Below are 15,806 nucleotides of genomic sequence, written 5' to 3' on the forward strand. Positions count from 1 at the left end.
TTCCATGAAAAAAGCCAGTCAGTTTTTCACTGCTGGCTTTCGTATTATACTAAGTCGCGGTTATTGAAGTAGAAGTTTTCGATCCGTTTGAAGGCACCTGGTTCTACTCGTTCCAACGCTGTGCCGATTTCATCTAGCGCATCTTGGTAGCGATATTCTTTACTGAACAAGTAAAGTGATTTGTCGATCGCTGCCTTGATATCTGGATGAGAATGACGATAGCGGTTGGCATATTGCATCATTTGCTCAGTCAATGCCGCAGCATCCACTAAGTCTTTCGTTTGTTCATCTAAAAGATCAAGATCTTCTTCACAGACAGAAACCAATTTATTGATTTCTTGCATGTTAATGCGAATCTTGTTCAATTCTTTGCCTAATTCTTCGACACGATCCGTTGCCACGAAGAAGAATTCTAAATACTCGCCTGGCAAACCAGGTAAGCGTTGTTTCTCAACAAACCGTTTCAAGTTGCGTAGACGGAATTCGAAGCTTTCCACTTTTTCTTGTGCAACTTTTTCGCCACGACGTAATTCCGCAAGAGAATCATCGATTTCAACTTGCTGGCTTTCCACATCATCCAAAATCTTGTAGGCATCTTTGTAGAAGCTTTGCACTTCTGAATAAGGAATCTCATGTTTTTCCAATTTCGGTAAGTACTCGTTGTTGCGGCGAGCCAATTCGTCCACTTCGGTTTGGAAGCCGCGGACGCGACCCAATTCATTATGATTCAAAGTATAGCTTTGCGCCGTATGATCCAACTCGATCAACAACTGACGGTTGTTCTTCGTTGCGTGGTCAATGTAGTCTTCGATGATCTGACGATTTTTCATGACATATTTCTTGGCATTGATCTCACGTTCCATCACCGTATACAAGGCATCGATATCACTTGCAGTATCACGGCTTGCCACTTCAACGGAAGCGACTTCTGTTTTCGCTAGATCGTTCATGGAGTTTTCAACCCGTTTTTTCACACGGTTGATTTCTTCTTGGAAGTTTGCTTCTGGGAACACATATTTTTGTTCTAATAATTTTTTATAACCTTCTTGGATTTCTTTCAACTGATCAGGGAAGGTACGATTTAATTCTTCGTACGCCGCTGGGATCCGTTTCATTAGGTCTTCCACTTCATAGGTGTGTTTTTCCGCTTGGTCTAACACTTCCCGTGCTTCCACAGGATCGCCTGAAGTATTTAAGGTAACAAATTGGGTGAACTCAATTTCAATGTTTTTGATTTGTTTTTGCAGCTCATTGTAAGCAGGACCGAATTCTTCGCCTTGATCCCGCAGCTTCTTCTTCAAGTCTTCGTAAACGTCCAGCGCTTTTTGGACTTCCAGGGAATTTCGTTCTTCACTTTCTCGTAATTCTTTCAAGCCTGCGCGAATCTCTTCCACTTGGCGTTCCATCTCGTCCATGGTCGCTTCGGCTTGGACGATCGCCCCTTTTGCTTTGAAAAAGCGGATGCGTTCGTTCAGCTCTTCCACTTCAAAGATTTGACTTTCAAGTTCAGCAAAAGATTTTGTGGAGATATCTGTCCATTGTTGGTTCCACTCACGGAAGGTGTTTTGACTTTGACCAACCAAGTGCATTCTTTTTACTTCATCGACTTCTTCGATCACCGGCAAGTCAAACAGATTTTCTTTGCGTTTTTCCAAGTCATTCAGCTTTTCTTGGTTTTTCTTCCGCATGAAAAAGCCAATTGCATACAAGACCGCTGCGATGATGATGATGGCAATGACAATTCCAAAGATGATATTAGTTCCCATTTTGTGGTTCCTCCAATTTTCAAATATACATGTTTCGTCTAAAACCTGCTGATCAGCAGATTGATTGATAAGTTCGTTGAGTATAAAAAGGACAGATAGTCCCTTTATAAAAAAGCATCTACGCTAGATTATAGCATAAAGAAAAAAATCAAGCATTAGATTGAGGCAAAAAAGATCGACTTTTTTCGCATCGAATAAAATAAATCACGGCTTTTCCAGCGATAATGAAAACAAATCGTGAAATTTACATCAACAAGTGACTTTTTTTCTGATTTTTCCGATTTTTTTCAAGAAACCGCTTGATTTCTCCCTATTGAAACTGTACTCTAGTAAAAAGCTTGAACAGGAGTAATGTCAAATGAAAGTAGCAAAATTCGGAGGCAGTTCCCTTGCCTCAGCCGAACAAGTCGAAAAAGTTGTTGCGATAATTGAAAGTGATCCTAAAAGACGGTTTGTTGTTGTTTCAGCGCCTGGTAAGCGTTCCAGCGACGATCAGAAAGTCACCGATCTGTTACTAGCTGTCTGTACCCGTCTGTGTGCCCAAGAAGAAATCACTGATTTAATAGAAGAAATCTATGCCCGCTATACAGCGATCGCCGCCCCCTTTGGTATCGAACAAGTCCATTTAGATCGCATCTGGCAATCATTGGCGGCTTTTCAAACACTGCCTACCCAAGACAATCCGCATCTTTATGATACAGTCTTGGCAAGCGGCGAAGACAACAACGCCAAATTGATCGCAGGGATTTTACAAAGCCGTGGGTTAGCTGCTCGCTACATGAATCCGCAAGAACTTGGGCTGCTGGTGACGGATGAACCTCAAAACGCCCGTATCTTGAACAAGTCGTACGCCAAGATTGCACAATGGCGCGACAGTCCTGAAATCTTAGTGATTCCTGGCTTCTTTGGCTACACAGAAGCGGGCGAGATCTGTACCTTCTCTCGAGGAGGATCAGATATTTCTGGTGCCATCGTGGCGGCTGGTCTGCAAGTAGAATTGTACGAAAACTTTACCGATGTCGATGGGATTTTTTCTGCTCATCCAGGCTATGTTCATCATCCAGAGTCCATCAAAGAAGTGACCTACCGAGAAATGCGAGAGCTGTCTTATGCAGGCTTTACTGTGTTGCACGATGAGGCCTTGATGCCTTCATACCATGCGAAAATTCCCGTGGTGATCAAAAACACCAATAATCCAAGTCATCCTGGTACCTTGATCACCAACCAGAGAGACAATTTGGATCAGCCCGTGATCGGCGTTGCCAGTGACGAAGGCTTTTGTATGATCTATATCCGCAAATACTTGATGAACCGCGAAGTTGGGTTCACGTTACGGGTCTTAGAGATTTTCCGTGAATTTGATTTAAATTATGAACACATGCCTTCAGGAATCGATGATCTCTCGATCATTATGCGCTCCAACCAGTTGAATCCAGTATTGGAAGAAGAACTGCTGCGCAAGATCGCCTACGAGATCGATCCCGATGAACTGCGAATGACCCACGATCTATCCATGGTCGTCGTCGTTGGTGAAGGAATGCGTCAACGAGTCGGGATCACTGCCGACAGTACCGCTGCCCTTGCGCGGAAAAATATCAACTTAGAGATGATCAACCAAGGGTCCTCTGAGGTCAGCATCATGTTCGGTATCCACAAAGAACAAGAAAAAGCCGCTGTCAGAACCCTTTACTACACTTTCTTTGATTAAACCAAACGTGCCAGTTGCACCACTCCTTTTGCTGATAAGCAATCAGAACGGGCAACTGGCACGTTTGGTTTTTATTCTGACGATTCTTGGGCTTGTTTTTGTGCCAATTGGCGGTTGATTTCTGCCTTGATTCGCGGTTCAGGAGCAAACCGTTCTTCCCAATCGCTCGGCTTCATGACTTTGTGGGTCTCAGGATCATAATGGGGCTGCCCATCTGGGAAAAGTTTTCCCATGTTGGCGTCATGAACGATAGCCAAGATCGGCGCTGGATCGACCCCTAACAGTGAAAACGAGCCATAGGTAAAATACAGCAGATCACAAAGCGCATCGACTTGTTCTACTAGAGAATCACTGACAGGCTGTTGTTTGGCAGCCAGCTTGGCTTGGGCTTGATCGATCGCTTGATGCAAATGCTCCAGACCTGCTTGAAAGGTCTCTTCGTCATTGTTGCTGGCAGCATAAAGGAACTCAACTAATTCTTCAATTTTAAAACCAGCACGAAACTGGGCTTTTTCCGCTGAAAAAGCTTGTGGATATGGCGGTCGCGTTGGATCAAAGGTTTTATGAAACTCTTCCGTCATTTCAAATGGACTCATTTTGCTCGCTTCTTTCTGCTTTTTCTCATGGTTTTGTTTTATGGTTCTGCGCTGTCTTCTACGTTGCTTCATAGATTGGCTACTTGCTTATTTTTTTCATTCCCTGGCTTGGGCATCCTCGGCAATAATGCCAAAATGGATCAAGGCTTTCTTGATGCCGTCATGATCGTTAGTATCCGTCACAAAGTCAGCACTGGCTTTAGTGATGGGCTGGGCATTGCCCATCGCAACCCCGATCCCCACGCCTTCTAACATTTCCACATCATTAAAATGATCCCCAAATGCCATCGCTTCTTCCATCGCGATCCCTTCATAGGCCAAAAACTCTTTGATGCCTTTGATTTTCGAACCATTTTTCGGCACGATGTCAACAGAATAGGCATTGGATCGCTTAAAATCACATTGCGGCAGCTTGGACCGTAATTTTTCGCGCTCTGATTCAGGGCTCAGCATAATGCACTGATAGATGGGCTCTCGTAAAATATCCAACGATTCATAGCGTTTGGCGTTGCGATTGGGACTAAAGCGCTGCAAGACTTTCTTTAAAAAACCGACGGGAAATTTTTTCGGTACATAGCGTAAGTAGCGCTGCATGACGGGTGATTGGCTTAAGCGGATCGTTAAGCTGCCAGCCACTTGCGTTTCTCCGCCAAACATGACTTGGCGGTAATTTTCATCTGCGTATTCTACGATCGCTTCCAGCGTTTGTTTTGGAAAAGGTTTAGCATAAATCAAGTTTTCCTTCGTGTAGACATATTGGCCGTTATAGGTGATAAACATGTCTAACGACAAGTAATCGATCACCTTCTCTAAGTCAACCGGACCACGTCCGGTGGCAATGCCGCAGAGGACGCCATTGGCTTGGGCTTGTTTGATGGCTTCACGGGTACTGGCAAGCGCCTTGCCGTTGCTGGCAATCAGCGTGCCATCAATATCAAAAAAGATTGCTTTTATCATATGACTCCTCAAAATAATTTCAACTGATTAGGATTTAATGCTTCGTAATCGATCTGCAGCGCATCGATCAATGCGCGGGCATTGTCAGCGGCATCACGACCGGCATTATTATTGAAGACCACTGCGACTTCTTTGGCATTGGCTTCGATGGCTTGGACCGCTTGTTTTAACTCCGTTAGTTCGGCTTGGTCATAGCGATACAAGGTCCGCAGATTTTTGGCATCTGGTCCTGTCGCTGTCCAGCCGCTGTCGTTGCGTCCATGAAAACGGCACAAGACAAACGCGGGATTGGTCACGGTTGGATCAAGGGGAATGGTGGTCGATAGCTTTTTTGGCTGATCAACAACTACTAAGGAAAACTGCTTTCGCTTCATATAATCGATCATTCCCGGATACAGTTTCGGCTGATACCAGCTGCTGTCTCTCAGCTCGATCGCCACTGGGTAGCCCGCAAACCATTCTCGCACTTGGTCTAAATAGGCGACATTTTCTTTTGTACATTTAAAGCTGTTGGGAAACTGCGCCAATAGGCAAAAGAGTTTGCCTGCTTCTACCATTGGCGCGATCGCTTCTTTATAAAGCTGCAGTGCTTCGGTCATGGTCAACTGATCTGGCAAATCCCCTTGGGTGGTCACACTTTGATGGACTTTCAACACAAAGCGGAAATTTTCGGGAATCTGGGTCAACCAGTTGCGCACGTCTTTTTCTTTTGGCAAAAAATGATAGGTGGTATCCAGCTCAACTAACGGAAAATAACGGGCATACTCAAATAATTTCGAGTTTTTTCTTTGCACGAGACTGCCATGTTCACTAAATGTGGTACAACCAATTCGAATCATTTTTTCCCATCGCTCCTTGTTTTCTTATTTTAATAGTATACAATAGTTTTGAGTTAAGAGTAAATAAATCATTGCAGGTGATGAAAAAATGAAACGAATTCTCGTGTTGCACACTGGCGGCACCATCGCCATGAAAGAAGACACCCTGACAGGCGGCGTCAGCCCTGATGTCAGCAATCCGCTGATGGATGCACCGATCCACATAGACGACGATGTTGAATTGATCGTCGAAGACATTTTTAATATTCCCAGTCCTCATATGACCCCAAAAGAAATGCTGCAGCTGAAAGAACGTATCCAGCTGGCGCATTTAAGCGGTGTCGATGGGGTCGTGATCACTCACGGAACCGATACGCTGGAAGAAACAGCCTTCTTTTTAGATACCACAATCGGCGGTCAGTTACCGATCGTGGTGACTGGCGCCATGCGCTCAAGTAATGAAATCGGCAGTGACGGACTTTATAACTTTGAAAGTGCGATTCGGGTGGCGAAATCACCTGATGCCTTAGGAAAAGGCGTCTTAGTCGTGATGAACGATGAGATCCATTCCGCACGTTATGTTACGAAGACCCACACCACCAATATTGCGACATTCCGCACCCCGACATTAGGTCCGATCGGCTTAGTCACAAAGCACCGTATCTTGTTCATGCAAGAGCTGTTAAATAACCGCCATTTGGATGTTGATCGTGTCGATGGTCTGTTTCCGATCGTCAAAGCCTATGCGGGAATGACTGGGGAATTGTTCGATGCTTTAGCCGACTCGCTGATCGATGGACTAGTGATCGAAGCTTTAGGCGCTGGCAATCTGCCGCCGCAGACCATAGAGCCTTTGAAAAAACTGATCGCTAGAAACATTCCAGTCGTCTTAGTTTCTCGCTGCTTCAACGGCGTTGCCGAGCCGGTCTATGACTACTTAGGCGGCGGGATCGAATTGCAAGCTCTTGGGGTGATTTTCTGCAATAGCATCAATAGCCAAAAAGCCCGCATCAAATTGCTGATAGCGAAAAACCGTGGGTTGACCATGGATGAACTGCCTGATTTCATGGAGAATTAACCAAACAAAAACCCTTTTGCCATTCCGCTAATGGAGGCAAAAGGGTTGTTTTATTTTTCTCGCCAAGTAAAGATGGCTTCGCAGTAAGTATCCTCACCGATCTTGATCTCGTGGATCGTTTGCAGCGGCACAGCCTCGCCGGCTTCATCGACTGTCTTCTCATTGATTTGAAAATGGCTTTCGATCAAATGGCCGTAAGCCACTTCCCGATCAAAACGGATCGTCACTTGTGTCACTTCATGTTTTGTTAAAAACTCATAGCCTAAGACGTCCATCAGCCAATTGAAATACATGGCATTGTTGACATGCTGATTGCTATCAATATCGTAGAAACGCACCCGATACGGCAAAAATTGTCCTTGCGTGATAGGGGTGATCTTCGGATAGCGTTTGATTCGCTTGATTTTTTCACTGCCAAAAGGCGCCACGATCTCATCTGGTACACTGCTGACTTTGCGCGTCTTCGGATCCATCAACGCAAAAACCGCCTCGATTTTGACCAGTTCCGTTCCGTCTTCTGCCAATAACCATAAGTAACGGTAGCAGAAAAATTTATTGTATTCTCTCGCCTGGGTCGCCACTTGAATCTGCTCCCCTACGCGCGGCAAACGAGTCACCGTTATGTGATAGCTGGTAATGATCCAGGTCAAGCCATAACTAGCGATGACTTCTGGTCCGCGGTTTAACGCCGCACTTTGTTCTTCTGATGTCTTGATGGCGATGCCTAGCATGGCTGGAAACGTCATCGTTTGGTTGACATCACATTCATAATACGCCACTTCATGCGTGGTTTGATACTTTGCTGCCATAGTTCTAATTGCCTCCTAAAAACGACTCAATATTTCATCGACACTTGGTCCATAGCTTTCGCCAAACTGATTCAAATGGACCAATAAATAATACAATTGATACACTGGCAGTCGCTCTTGCCAATCCTCATCTAATGGATAGACTTCTTGATAGCCTTCCAAAAATTCCTGACGAAAACCACCGAAGAGCTGGGACATCGCAATATCCATTTCTCGATCCCCATAAGCGACTGCTGGATCAAGAAACACTGGTTCTCCTTGCTGATCGAACAGCACATTCCCCCGCCAAAAATCACCGTGTAATAAAGCAGGTGTGACGCTGCGATCACGCCAATTCTCATGCAAAAATTCTTTCAAACGCAGATAAGCGGCTTCCCGTTTGGCATGCCAGCGATTACCCAGCTTCGCTAATTCGACTTGCACATCCAAACGGCAGACTGTATAAAAATCAAGCCAATCGGTGGTTTTCGGATTGACTTGCGGCAAAAAGCCGATGTAATTGTCTTCGTAAAACCCAAAAGACTCCTGCGTCTGCTGATGAAGCCGAGCCAAGCTTTGGCCTAAGCGTCGCTGCTGTCCTTCCCCACCATCGATCCATTCCATCAATAAAAATGCCCCCTCTTCGGTCTGACCGAGACGTTCGATTTTTGGCACTCGCACGAAAGGGGCTAATTCAGCTAAGCCGTTGATCTCTGCTTGAAAGAACACCGATGAAACATGAGGATGAGTTTTTAAAAAATAGCGATTTTCTGCTGTAGTGAAACGATACGTTTGATTGACATCCCCACCACTGATGGGCGTCAGCGAGCCGGTCATCCCGATTGCTGCGAACAATGCTTCCTCCATACGGATCTCCCTTTCTTTACTCAGTCAGTTGGGCATTCAAATACGCTTGCTCTTCTTTCGTCACCCCTAGTCCCTGCAGGAGATACTGATCAACCGAACCGAAGTGCTGATCGATCGCAGCCAAGCTTTCATCAAGAAAACTCTCTTTGGCACTCATCAAAACCGTGATCGCCGTTAACAGCTCTTGCGGCAAATGCTGGGTCATTGGGGCAAATTTTTCTTTTAGCATTGGGGCTAAATAGCGATTGGTCGCTAAATAATCTTCTTTGATCGTCGCTGGTGCCACCGCCAACACATGCAGCAATAAAAAGGCGCCAAAACCTGTGCGATCTTTGCCAGCGGTACAGTGGAACAAGGTTGCACCTTCGTCTTCCGCATTGGCGATCACATGATCAAAGAACTGCCGATATTGTTGGCGGGCATAGTCGCTTTCAACAAAGTGACGGTAGACTTTTTTCATCTGCTCTTCGGCATCTTCCCCATCTTCCAAGCGTTGCTTCAAGCTTTCTGGCGACAAGGAAACCATCGTTTCGTCTTCTTTAAAAATAGGTAAAAAAAGCTGCTTTGCTGTGGCGATCGGTCGATCAGGCTGTGCATTGGCTTCAGCGATGGAGCGAAAATCAATGACCTGATTGACCCCATAGTTTGCCAGTACTGCTTGATCTGAAGCAGTTAATTCATTGATCGCCGCACTGCGGATCAATTTTTTTCGTTTGATCGTCGTGCCGTTTGTCGTTTGATAGCCGCCAAGTTCTCTGACGTTTGCTGCTCGTTCTAGTTGAATCAATTGTGTCATTGCTTATCCCTCCCGCGATGTTCTAGTTAAAAGTATAGCAGAAACTTCGCTATTAAGGGCACTGAAACCTAGATTTTTCTATGAGCTGAGCTTTAACGGACAAAAAAAAGAAAGACCACACGCAGTCTTTCTTTGCTTTCGCTTGTTACAAAATGTTTCTATTCGGCTTCGATCACGGCGGCAGAATCATCTAAGATCGAACGATCTAGTTCGTTGATACGACTGCTGGTCACCATTCCCGCAACCATACTGTCGCTGACATTAACGAGTGTCCGTGCCATATCGATCAATGGTTCAACAGAAATAACTAAGCCTACGATGGCGATCGGCAAGTTCATTGAGCCTAAGACGATCAATGAAGCAAAGGTTGCGCCACCGCCGACACCAGCAACACCGAATGAGCTGATCGTAACTACTGCAACTAGCAGCAGGATAAACTGCCAATCAAAGACATTGATCCCAACCGTTGGTGCAACGATTGTTGCCAACATCGCTGGATAAACACCCGCACAGCCGTTTTGACCAATCGATAACCCAAAGCTGCCCGCAAAGTTAGCCGTGGCTTCATCAACACCTAACGCTTTGGTTTGGGTTTCGATGTTCAATGGCAAGGCACCCGCACTTGAACGAGAAGTAAAAGCAAAGCTCAAGACTGGAAAAGCCTTTTTGAAATACGTTACTGGATTGACCCGAACAGCGATCAGCAATAATGAATGAACGAGTAAGACCAAAATCAAAGCCGCATAAGAGGCGATGATAAATTTGCCTAAGTTCAAGATGGCTTCAAAATCACTTGAAGCTAATACATTTGTCATCAATGCCAAAACGCCATAAGGTGTCAGGCGCAAAACTAACGTGACGATACGCATCACGATTTTATATAAGCTGTCCATCAAATTCGCAAAAGTTTCCGCTTCTTTTGGTGATTTACGTTTGACACCAAGAAAGGCGATCCCAACAAAGGCTGAGAAAATCACGACCCCGATCGTACTTGTCGAACGAGTACCCGCAAAGTCGGCGAAGACATTGCTTGGAATGAAGGAAACGATTTGTTGTGGGATCGATAGATCTTGGACTTGTGTCGAACGTTCCGCTAATTCTGCGATCCGCGCTGTTTCCGTTGCCCCTTCGGTAAAGCTGGCACCGTCAAGACCAAAGACCATGACCATCACAATTCCGATCAGGGCAGCGATCGCCGTTGTCCCTAGCAAAGTCGCAAGAACCGTAAAACTGATCTTCTTGATTTTTTCGCTTTCTTTCATCTTAGTGAAAGCACCAACGATCGAAACGAAGATCAAGGGCATGATCAGCATTTGCAAGAGAGCTACATAGCCGCTACCGACCATCGTGATCCAGTCAAGAGCTTGCGTGACAACGTCAGAGCCTGTCCCAAAAATCAGCTGCAGCACGCCACCAAAAACGATCCCGACGAACAACGCCGCAAAGACCCGCGTAGAAAACTTCACGTGACGTTTTTGCAATAAGTAGAACCCATAAATAAGGGCAGCAAAAAATAGAACAACAATAATAGTTAACAGATTTGTCATTTGAATCCTCCTTTTGTTCAATAAACATGACAAAGTCTGTCAGAGGAAGTAAAGGTTCCCAGTGACCATTCTTCAACAGTTCACTCTAATGAGACGTGTGGCATCATTAGTGACTATTCCATTTTAAAGAAGTTTGCTTCATCTTACAATAAATAAGTTCCCACTTTTCTGGGATGGTACCGCTTTTTTGTCAGAAAATAAAAAAAGAACCGTTGCCGCAACCCCACACTGTTAGGATTTCTACTTTCCTAACGGTTGGATTGCGGCAACTGGTTCGTTATTTTTTCATTTCGACTTTTTGAAAATTTTCAGAGAATATTCAGGCAATCATTAGAAATTGCTGTCTTACGCTAAAGCACCCATTGGGTCCCAAGGTGCTAAGACTGTTGGTTCTGCTTCAAAGGCAGCCAATTGTTCTGCTGTCAGGAACTCTTTGCGAACCACGATTTGATAGGTGTATTCATCCATCCACGCATCGCTCATAACGAAGAAGCCATTCGTTCCGACTTTTTCACCCCAGCTGTTTTCGACTTTCCATTTGGTTGATTCGCCGTCGATCAAGTCAACGCCAGTCAAGACCATCGCGTGGGTCATTAAGCTTTCGCCAAAATCTAAGCGTTCTGCTTTGGTCATCGTAAAGTCGATGTCAAATAGGTCGTTGATATCATACGCATCTAATGCCATGATCCCAGTATCTCTGGTAGAAGATTGACCGACATCACAACCGAACCACACGGACTCCCCTTGTTCCAATTGAGCGATCGCTAATTTTTTGAAGGTCGGCATATCGACGTTCAAGTATTTGACTTCTTTGCCGCCAACCACGTTGCCTAGCATTTCTACGGTATACGATTGATTGTAAGGCTTGTCGGCAGTTGGTGCGTTGATGATGCTGACATAATCGTCAAGGTCCACCCCGACATATTTTTCATAAAAGCTTTGCGGTGTTAAGTTGCGATCAATGTGATAGTTTTTGTCTTCATCACGGTATTCAAAATCAAAGGTTTCTGGCGGTGTGCCTAAAGAAGTCGCTAAGAAACGATAAATGTCTTCCAACATCGCTTCTTTGGCTGTTTGGATGTCTTCAGCTGTTTTGCCTTCAGCCACTAGCTGACGCAAAGCAACCGCATCTTTACGCAGTTTTTTGTTCAAGTAATTGTTTAGGTCACGAGAATTGGAAGAGTTGCTGCTTTCTGGCATGACCGTTTTTGGTACGACACCATATTTTTGGAAAATCGAAACGATCATGTCCCATTGCCCACCATCTTGTTGTGGTGTTTGCAATAAGAAAGCAACTTTGCGACTTGTTAAAGGCTCGTTAGCAGTTGCTAAAATATTTTCATAGAAATAGTTGGCTTTTTCATATTTGTCCCAAAAGAAGGTATGGTTTTGCGACAATTCAAATTCTTTTAAATTGAAATCATTCAGCATCTTATGACGGAATGTATTCAATGCGGCAAACATCCAGCAACGGCCTGATTGTTTTTGGTTTGAGACTTTCCCGGTTGTCACATCAACTGAAAAAACTGGCACATTGTTGACTTTTGCTGACACGTTTTCCGCAGAAGCGGTGATCCCATTTTTCACAACACTCCGTTGCAGTGCCGTTTGTTTATTATTGTCTTGATACGCTTGCGCAAAGGCAGCGGTGGTCTTTTTTGAAATTTCTGACATATTTCTTCATCCTTTCACTTTCCGTTCCTTCCATTTTACGCCTCTGCCTCTCAAATAACAACCGCTCCTAGAAAAATGAAAGGATCATCTTTCTAAGAGCGGTTGCTCGTATCAAGGATTTAAAGAGTGAGCATCAAAAGCAAAAAGCCAAGTAAAACAAAGGATAGTCCTCGTTCAAATCGTGCATAAAGGAAGCGGATCGGACGACTAGCTAGCAAGATCGTCAGTAAAACACTGGCTAACACCAACGTCACAAAGCCTAATACCGACAGGTTCAAGTCGGTGATCGCTAATGCCCGCAAGCCCTTGATGAAGATCCCCTGTAAAAGATAGACCAGCAGGGTGTTTTTGCCCCACTTCGTAAAAAAGAGGTGCTCTCTAGGCACGAGGCTCAGAAAGCCGATGATCCCCATCAGCCCGATCATGAAAAAGACCGCACGCAAGGGACCGCCGAACAACGGATAGCTCAAGTAATCGTCATAAGGCTTGGAACCAAAAACCATGTACTTGTTCATCCCATGAAAAAACGCGATAAAGGTGTAGATGATCGGTAAGAAAAGCAAACTGATAGTCCGAATCTTTGGTTTCAATAAAAAGCGCATCTCATTTTTGGGAAAATAAAACCCGATGATGAAAAACGGCAAAAAGACAAAGGTCCGCTGCAAGGTCAACACTTGATTTAAAAATGGCACGTAGCCAGCGAAGATACTCAAGCCGATACTCAGCAAGATCGCCTGCTTTTTGGACATTTTTTGAAAGACCAGCAAGGAGAGCTGCCAAAAGAACATGCTAAGCAAAAACCAAAGTGCCCATTGCGGATTCAACAGTTGGATTTTTAACGACTCCCGTAGACCGATCAACCAGTAATAGACGGTGTAAAACACCTGAAAGAAGACATAAGGCAGCAAGAACTTTTTCATCAGCTCACGAAGCTTGTGTCCCTTCGTCAACGGTTTGGCAAAGTACCCAGCCAGAAAAACAAAAGCTGGCATATGGAAAGTGAAGATAAAATAATATAGGTCATGATAAAACTTCTGATCGCCGATAAAAGGCTGTAGTAAGTGACTGAAGACGACCAAGATCATCAGTAAAAATTTTGCATTATCAAAGTAAGCCGTTCTTTGCGATTGGCTCATAAAAAGTTCCTCCTCTAAGTTGTATCTGTCAAAGGATACCTGATCCATGAAACAGAACTGTAACAAGCTATTTACTTTTTTCTAACGATTCTTGTTCATTTGATTACCAGTTGCTATTTTGTATACTTTGTATTAATATATATAATACAAAGGAGCTGTCTTCGATGATATTTGATATTCAAACCCAAAGCAACCAACCGATCTACCAGCAGTTGCGGGAACAGATCATTGTCGGTATCGCAAAAGGCGATTTATCCGCTGGCGAATTGCTACCATCCGTCCGTCAATTAGCCGAAGAGATCGGCATCAATACCATGACGATCTCAAAAGCCTACAATTCCCTCAAAGAAGAAGGCTTGTTGGTCACGGATCGCCGTAAAGGAACCGCCGTTGCCGCGCCACCACCGTTTACTTCTGGACAAGAAGCGGAGTATCGCCAAAACTTGCAGCTGCAGCTAGCAACCGCTCTCTTACACGGCAAAAGCAAGCAAGCGCTTTTAACGGATGTTCAACAACTGCTGGACCAATTTCCTGAAAGGAATGAATGCAAATGACCTATCTTTTTTTCATTATTGCTCTTGTCCTCTGTGGGACGAGCGCCTTTGGTTTACGCTTGATCAGTAAACCCCACAAAAATGTTTTACTCGAAAATACCCTTGCCCCTGAGCATCTGGATGATCCTAGCGTCCAGAGCTTGATCACAGAATTTCGCAAGCGTATCTTACAAATTGTTGGTACATTTAGTGTAGCAAGTCTCCTTTTTTTGTTCAATTTATCTGACTCCATCATCCTTACCCTGTTCTGGCTTTATATGGCCGCTTTGCTGGGGACAGCTTACCTGGTGCAAGTGCATTGCATTGGAAAAATGCGGCAATTGATCCTTGCCAAAGGATGGGAACTACCTATCGATCCGATTCGGATCGATACAAAACTCGTTCAAGCCAAAAATAAACGGATGCTGCCGTGGTATAGCCTCGTTCCTGCGGGGATTTTGTTGATGATCAGTTTGTACCAAGCATGGCAGTTGCCTGATCTTTCTACAGGATACTTGATGGGCGGCGTCTCCTTAGCAACTTTTGCGCTATTCGTCTATCTCTGGGTGATCATCAGCCGCTTACCGGTTCGCGGGATCAGCGGTGATTCAGCTATCGACCAGCACATCAATGATTTAACAAAGCGCTATTGGTCCTTATTGATCGCTGTCACTTGTACCATTACGCTACTCTTGTTGACTGTCCCGCTGGCATCCATGTCCGCTACTGGAGCATTCAGTACTATCCTCTTAGTGCTCTTTGTTGTTTTGGTTGTTTTCTTGATCGTCTTTACCTTCTTCTTGTTGCTAGATCTGCGTAAAAAACAAGATCAGCTCTTAGAACCAGCAGGACAACCGCGCTATTATGGTGAAGATGCTTACTGGCGATATGGTTTTTACATCAATCCTAATGATGCGCGACTGTTCGTTCCTGACCGTGTTGGGATGAATATCGGCATCAATCTAGGTAAACGTAGCGGACAAATCGTCTCAGGTATCACCGCTGTCTTCTTACTTGTATTAATGGTCGGTACCATCATTCCGATGTATCGTTTAGATTTCGCTCCTGATGCGATCACCGGTGAAGTGCAAGGACAAGAAGTCACCTTCGATGCACCAATGACTGGGAAAACAACGGTCTCTTTGGCAGATATAGAGACGGTGGAATTGATCGAAGCTTTGCCATCGCCTCGTGTTCGTACCATGGGTGTAGGAACCGCCAGTTACCAAATCGGTAAATTTACCGTTGCTGGTGATCCTGCCAGAATGTTCGTGGACATAAACTCGACACCTATTTTAAAAGTCACCACCAAAGATGGCCCCACCGTTTTTTACACAAATAAAAAAGCCGCCGAAACGACGGATTTATACGAAGAACTAGTACAGAAGATTTCCTCAGCGGAGTGAGTGTTCTGGAGAAAAAACTGGGCTACCCATTATCCCCAGGCTATCCACAACCAAAAAAAAACGACCTTCCGAAACGAAGGTCGTTTTTGATACTCCGGCAGTAGGACTCGAACCTACGACATCATGATTAACAGTC

Annotated in this window: 14 protein-coding genes; 4 read left to right on the top strand and 10 right to left on the bottom strand. The window is 44.8% G+C overall.

Going from position 1 to position 15,806, the window contains the following annotated elements:
- Positions 1–44 precede the first annotated feature (44 nt).
- Positions 45–1,766: a septation ring formation regulator EzrA gene (gene ezrA, locus Q1X33_RS03950; RefSeq protein WP_005225145.1), complete on the bottom strand. Its 1,722-nt coding sequence runs from the start codon at positions 1,764–1,766 to the stop codon at positions 45–47.
- Positions 1,767–2,124: 358 nt separating this feature from the next.
- On the opposite strand from ezrA, the gene Q1X33_RS03955 reads away from it, so the two are divergent.
- A complete protein-coding gene (locus Q1X33_RS03955) occupies positions 2,125–3,474 on the top strand; it encodes an aspartate kinase (RefSeq protein WP_005225144.1) in 1,350 nt (449 codons plus the stop codon).
- 71 nt (positions 3,475–3,545) lie between these two features.
- Here Q1X33_RS03955 and Q1X33_RS03960 read toward each other — a convergent pair whose 3' ends face one another.
- The 3 genes from Q1X33_RS03960 to Q1X33_RS03970 all read right to left on the bottom strand — a co-directional run bounded on the left by Q1X33_RS03960 (position 3,546) and on the right by Q1X33_RS03970 (position 5,866).
- Positions 3,546–4,070, bottom strand: a complete 525-nt coding sequence (locus Q1X33_RS03960; protein ID WP_034695349.1) for a haloacid dehalogenase — start codon at positions 4,068–4,070, stop codon at positions 3,546–3,548.
- Between the two features lie 96 nt (positions 4,071–4,166).
- Entirely contained in the window at positions 4,167–5,027 is an 861-nt protein-coding gene (locus tag Q1X33_RS03965; RefSeq protein WP_005225142.1) for a Cof-type HAD-IIB family hydrolase, read from the bottom strand.
- An 8-nt stretch (positions 5,028–5,035) separates the two neighbouring features.
- Positions 5,036–5,866, bottom strand: a complete 831-nt coding sequence (locus Q1X33_RS03970) for a DUF72 domain-containing protein (RefSeq protein ID WP_005225141.1) — start codon at positions 5,864–5,866, stop codon at positions 5,036–5,038.
- An 88-nt stretch (positions 5,867–5,954) separates the two neighbouring features.
- On the opposite strand from Q1X33_RS03970, the gene Q1X33_RS03975 reads away from it, so the two are divergent.
- A complete protein-coding gene (locus Q1X33_RS03975) occupies positions 5,955–6,923 on the top strand; it encodes an asparaginase (RefSeq protein ID WP_005225140.1) in 969 nt (322 codons plus the stop codon).
- 50 nt (positions 6,924–6,973) lie between these two features.
- Here Q1X33_RS03975 and Q1X33_RS03980 read toward each other — a convergent pair whose 3' ends face one another.
- The 6 genes from Q1X33_RS03980 to Q1X33_RS04005 form a co-directional block, all read right to left on the bottom strand.
- Positions 6,974–7,732 carry an acyl-ACP thioesterase domain-containing protein gene (locus tag Q1X33_RS03980; protein ID WP_005225139.1) on the bottom strand — a complete coding sequence of 253 codons (759 nt, stop codon included), beginning with the start codon at positions 7,730–7,732 and terminating at the stop codon, positions 6,974–6,976.
- 15 nt (positions 7,733–7,747) lie between these two features.
- Positions 7,748–8,578 (bottom strand): fructosamine kinase family protein, encoded by an 831-nt coding sequence (locus Q1X33_RS03985; protein WP_005225138.1) that lies wholly within the window; start codon positions 8,576–8,578, stop codon positions 7,748–7,750.
- A 16-nt stretch (positions 8,579–8,594) separates the two neighbouring features.
- On the bottom strand, positions 8,595–9,374 hold the full coding sequence (locus Q1X33_RS03990) for a tyrosine-protein phosphatase (RefSeq protein WP_005225137.1): 780 nt from the start codon (positions 9,372–9,374) through the stop codon (positions 8,595–8,597).
- Positions 9,375–9,532: 158 nt separating this feature from the next.
- Positions 9,533–10,921: an L-cystine transporter gene (locus Q1X33_RS03995; protein ID WP_005225136.1), complete on the bottom strand. Its 1,389-nt coding sequence runs from the start codon at positions 10,919–10,921 to the stop codon at positions 9,533–9,535.
- A gap of 345 nt (positions 10,922–11,266) precedes the next feature.
- Positions 11,267–12,595, bottom strand: coding sequence for an aminopeptidase C (locus Q1X33_RS04000; RefSeq protein WP_005225135.1), 1,329 nt, complete (start codon positions 12,593–12,595; stop codon positions 11,267–11,269).
- A gap of 119 nt (positions 12,596–12,714) precedes the next feature.
- On the bottom strand, positions 12,715–13,731 hold the full coding sequence (locus tag Q1X33_RS04005; RefSeq protein ID WP_005225134.1) for an acyltransferase family protein: 1,017 nt from the start codon (positions 13,729–13,731) through the stop codon (positions 12,715–12,717).
- A 164-nt stretch (positions 13,732–13,895) separates the two neighbouring features.
- On the opposite strand from Q1X33_RS04005, the gene Q1X33_RS04010 reads away from it, so the two are divergent.
- Positions 13,896–14,285, top strand: coding sequence for a GntR family transcriptional regulator (locus Q1X33_RS04010; protein ID WP_005225133.1), 390 nt, complete (start codon positions 13,896–13,898; stop codon positions 14,283–14,285).
- The gene (locus Q1X33_RS04015; RefSeq protein ID WP_301969729.1) at positions 14,282–15,670 is read left to right on the top strand and encodes a hypothetical protein; all 1,389 of its coding nucleotides are present in this window, start codon (positions 14,282–14,284) and stop codon (positions 15,668–15,670) included. The genes Q1X33_RS04010 and Q1X33_RS04015 overlap by 4 nt, the downstream gene beginning before the upstream one ends.
- Positions 15,671–15,806: the final 136 nt, after the last annotated feature.

The sequence above is a fragment of the Enterococcus sp. B2E4 genome, from assembly GCF_030499455.1.
GTDB classification, from domain to species: domain Bacteria; phylum Bacillota; class Bacilli; order Lactobacillales; family Enterococcaceae; genus Enterococcus_D; species Enterococcus_D casseliflavus.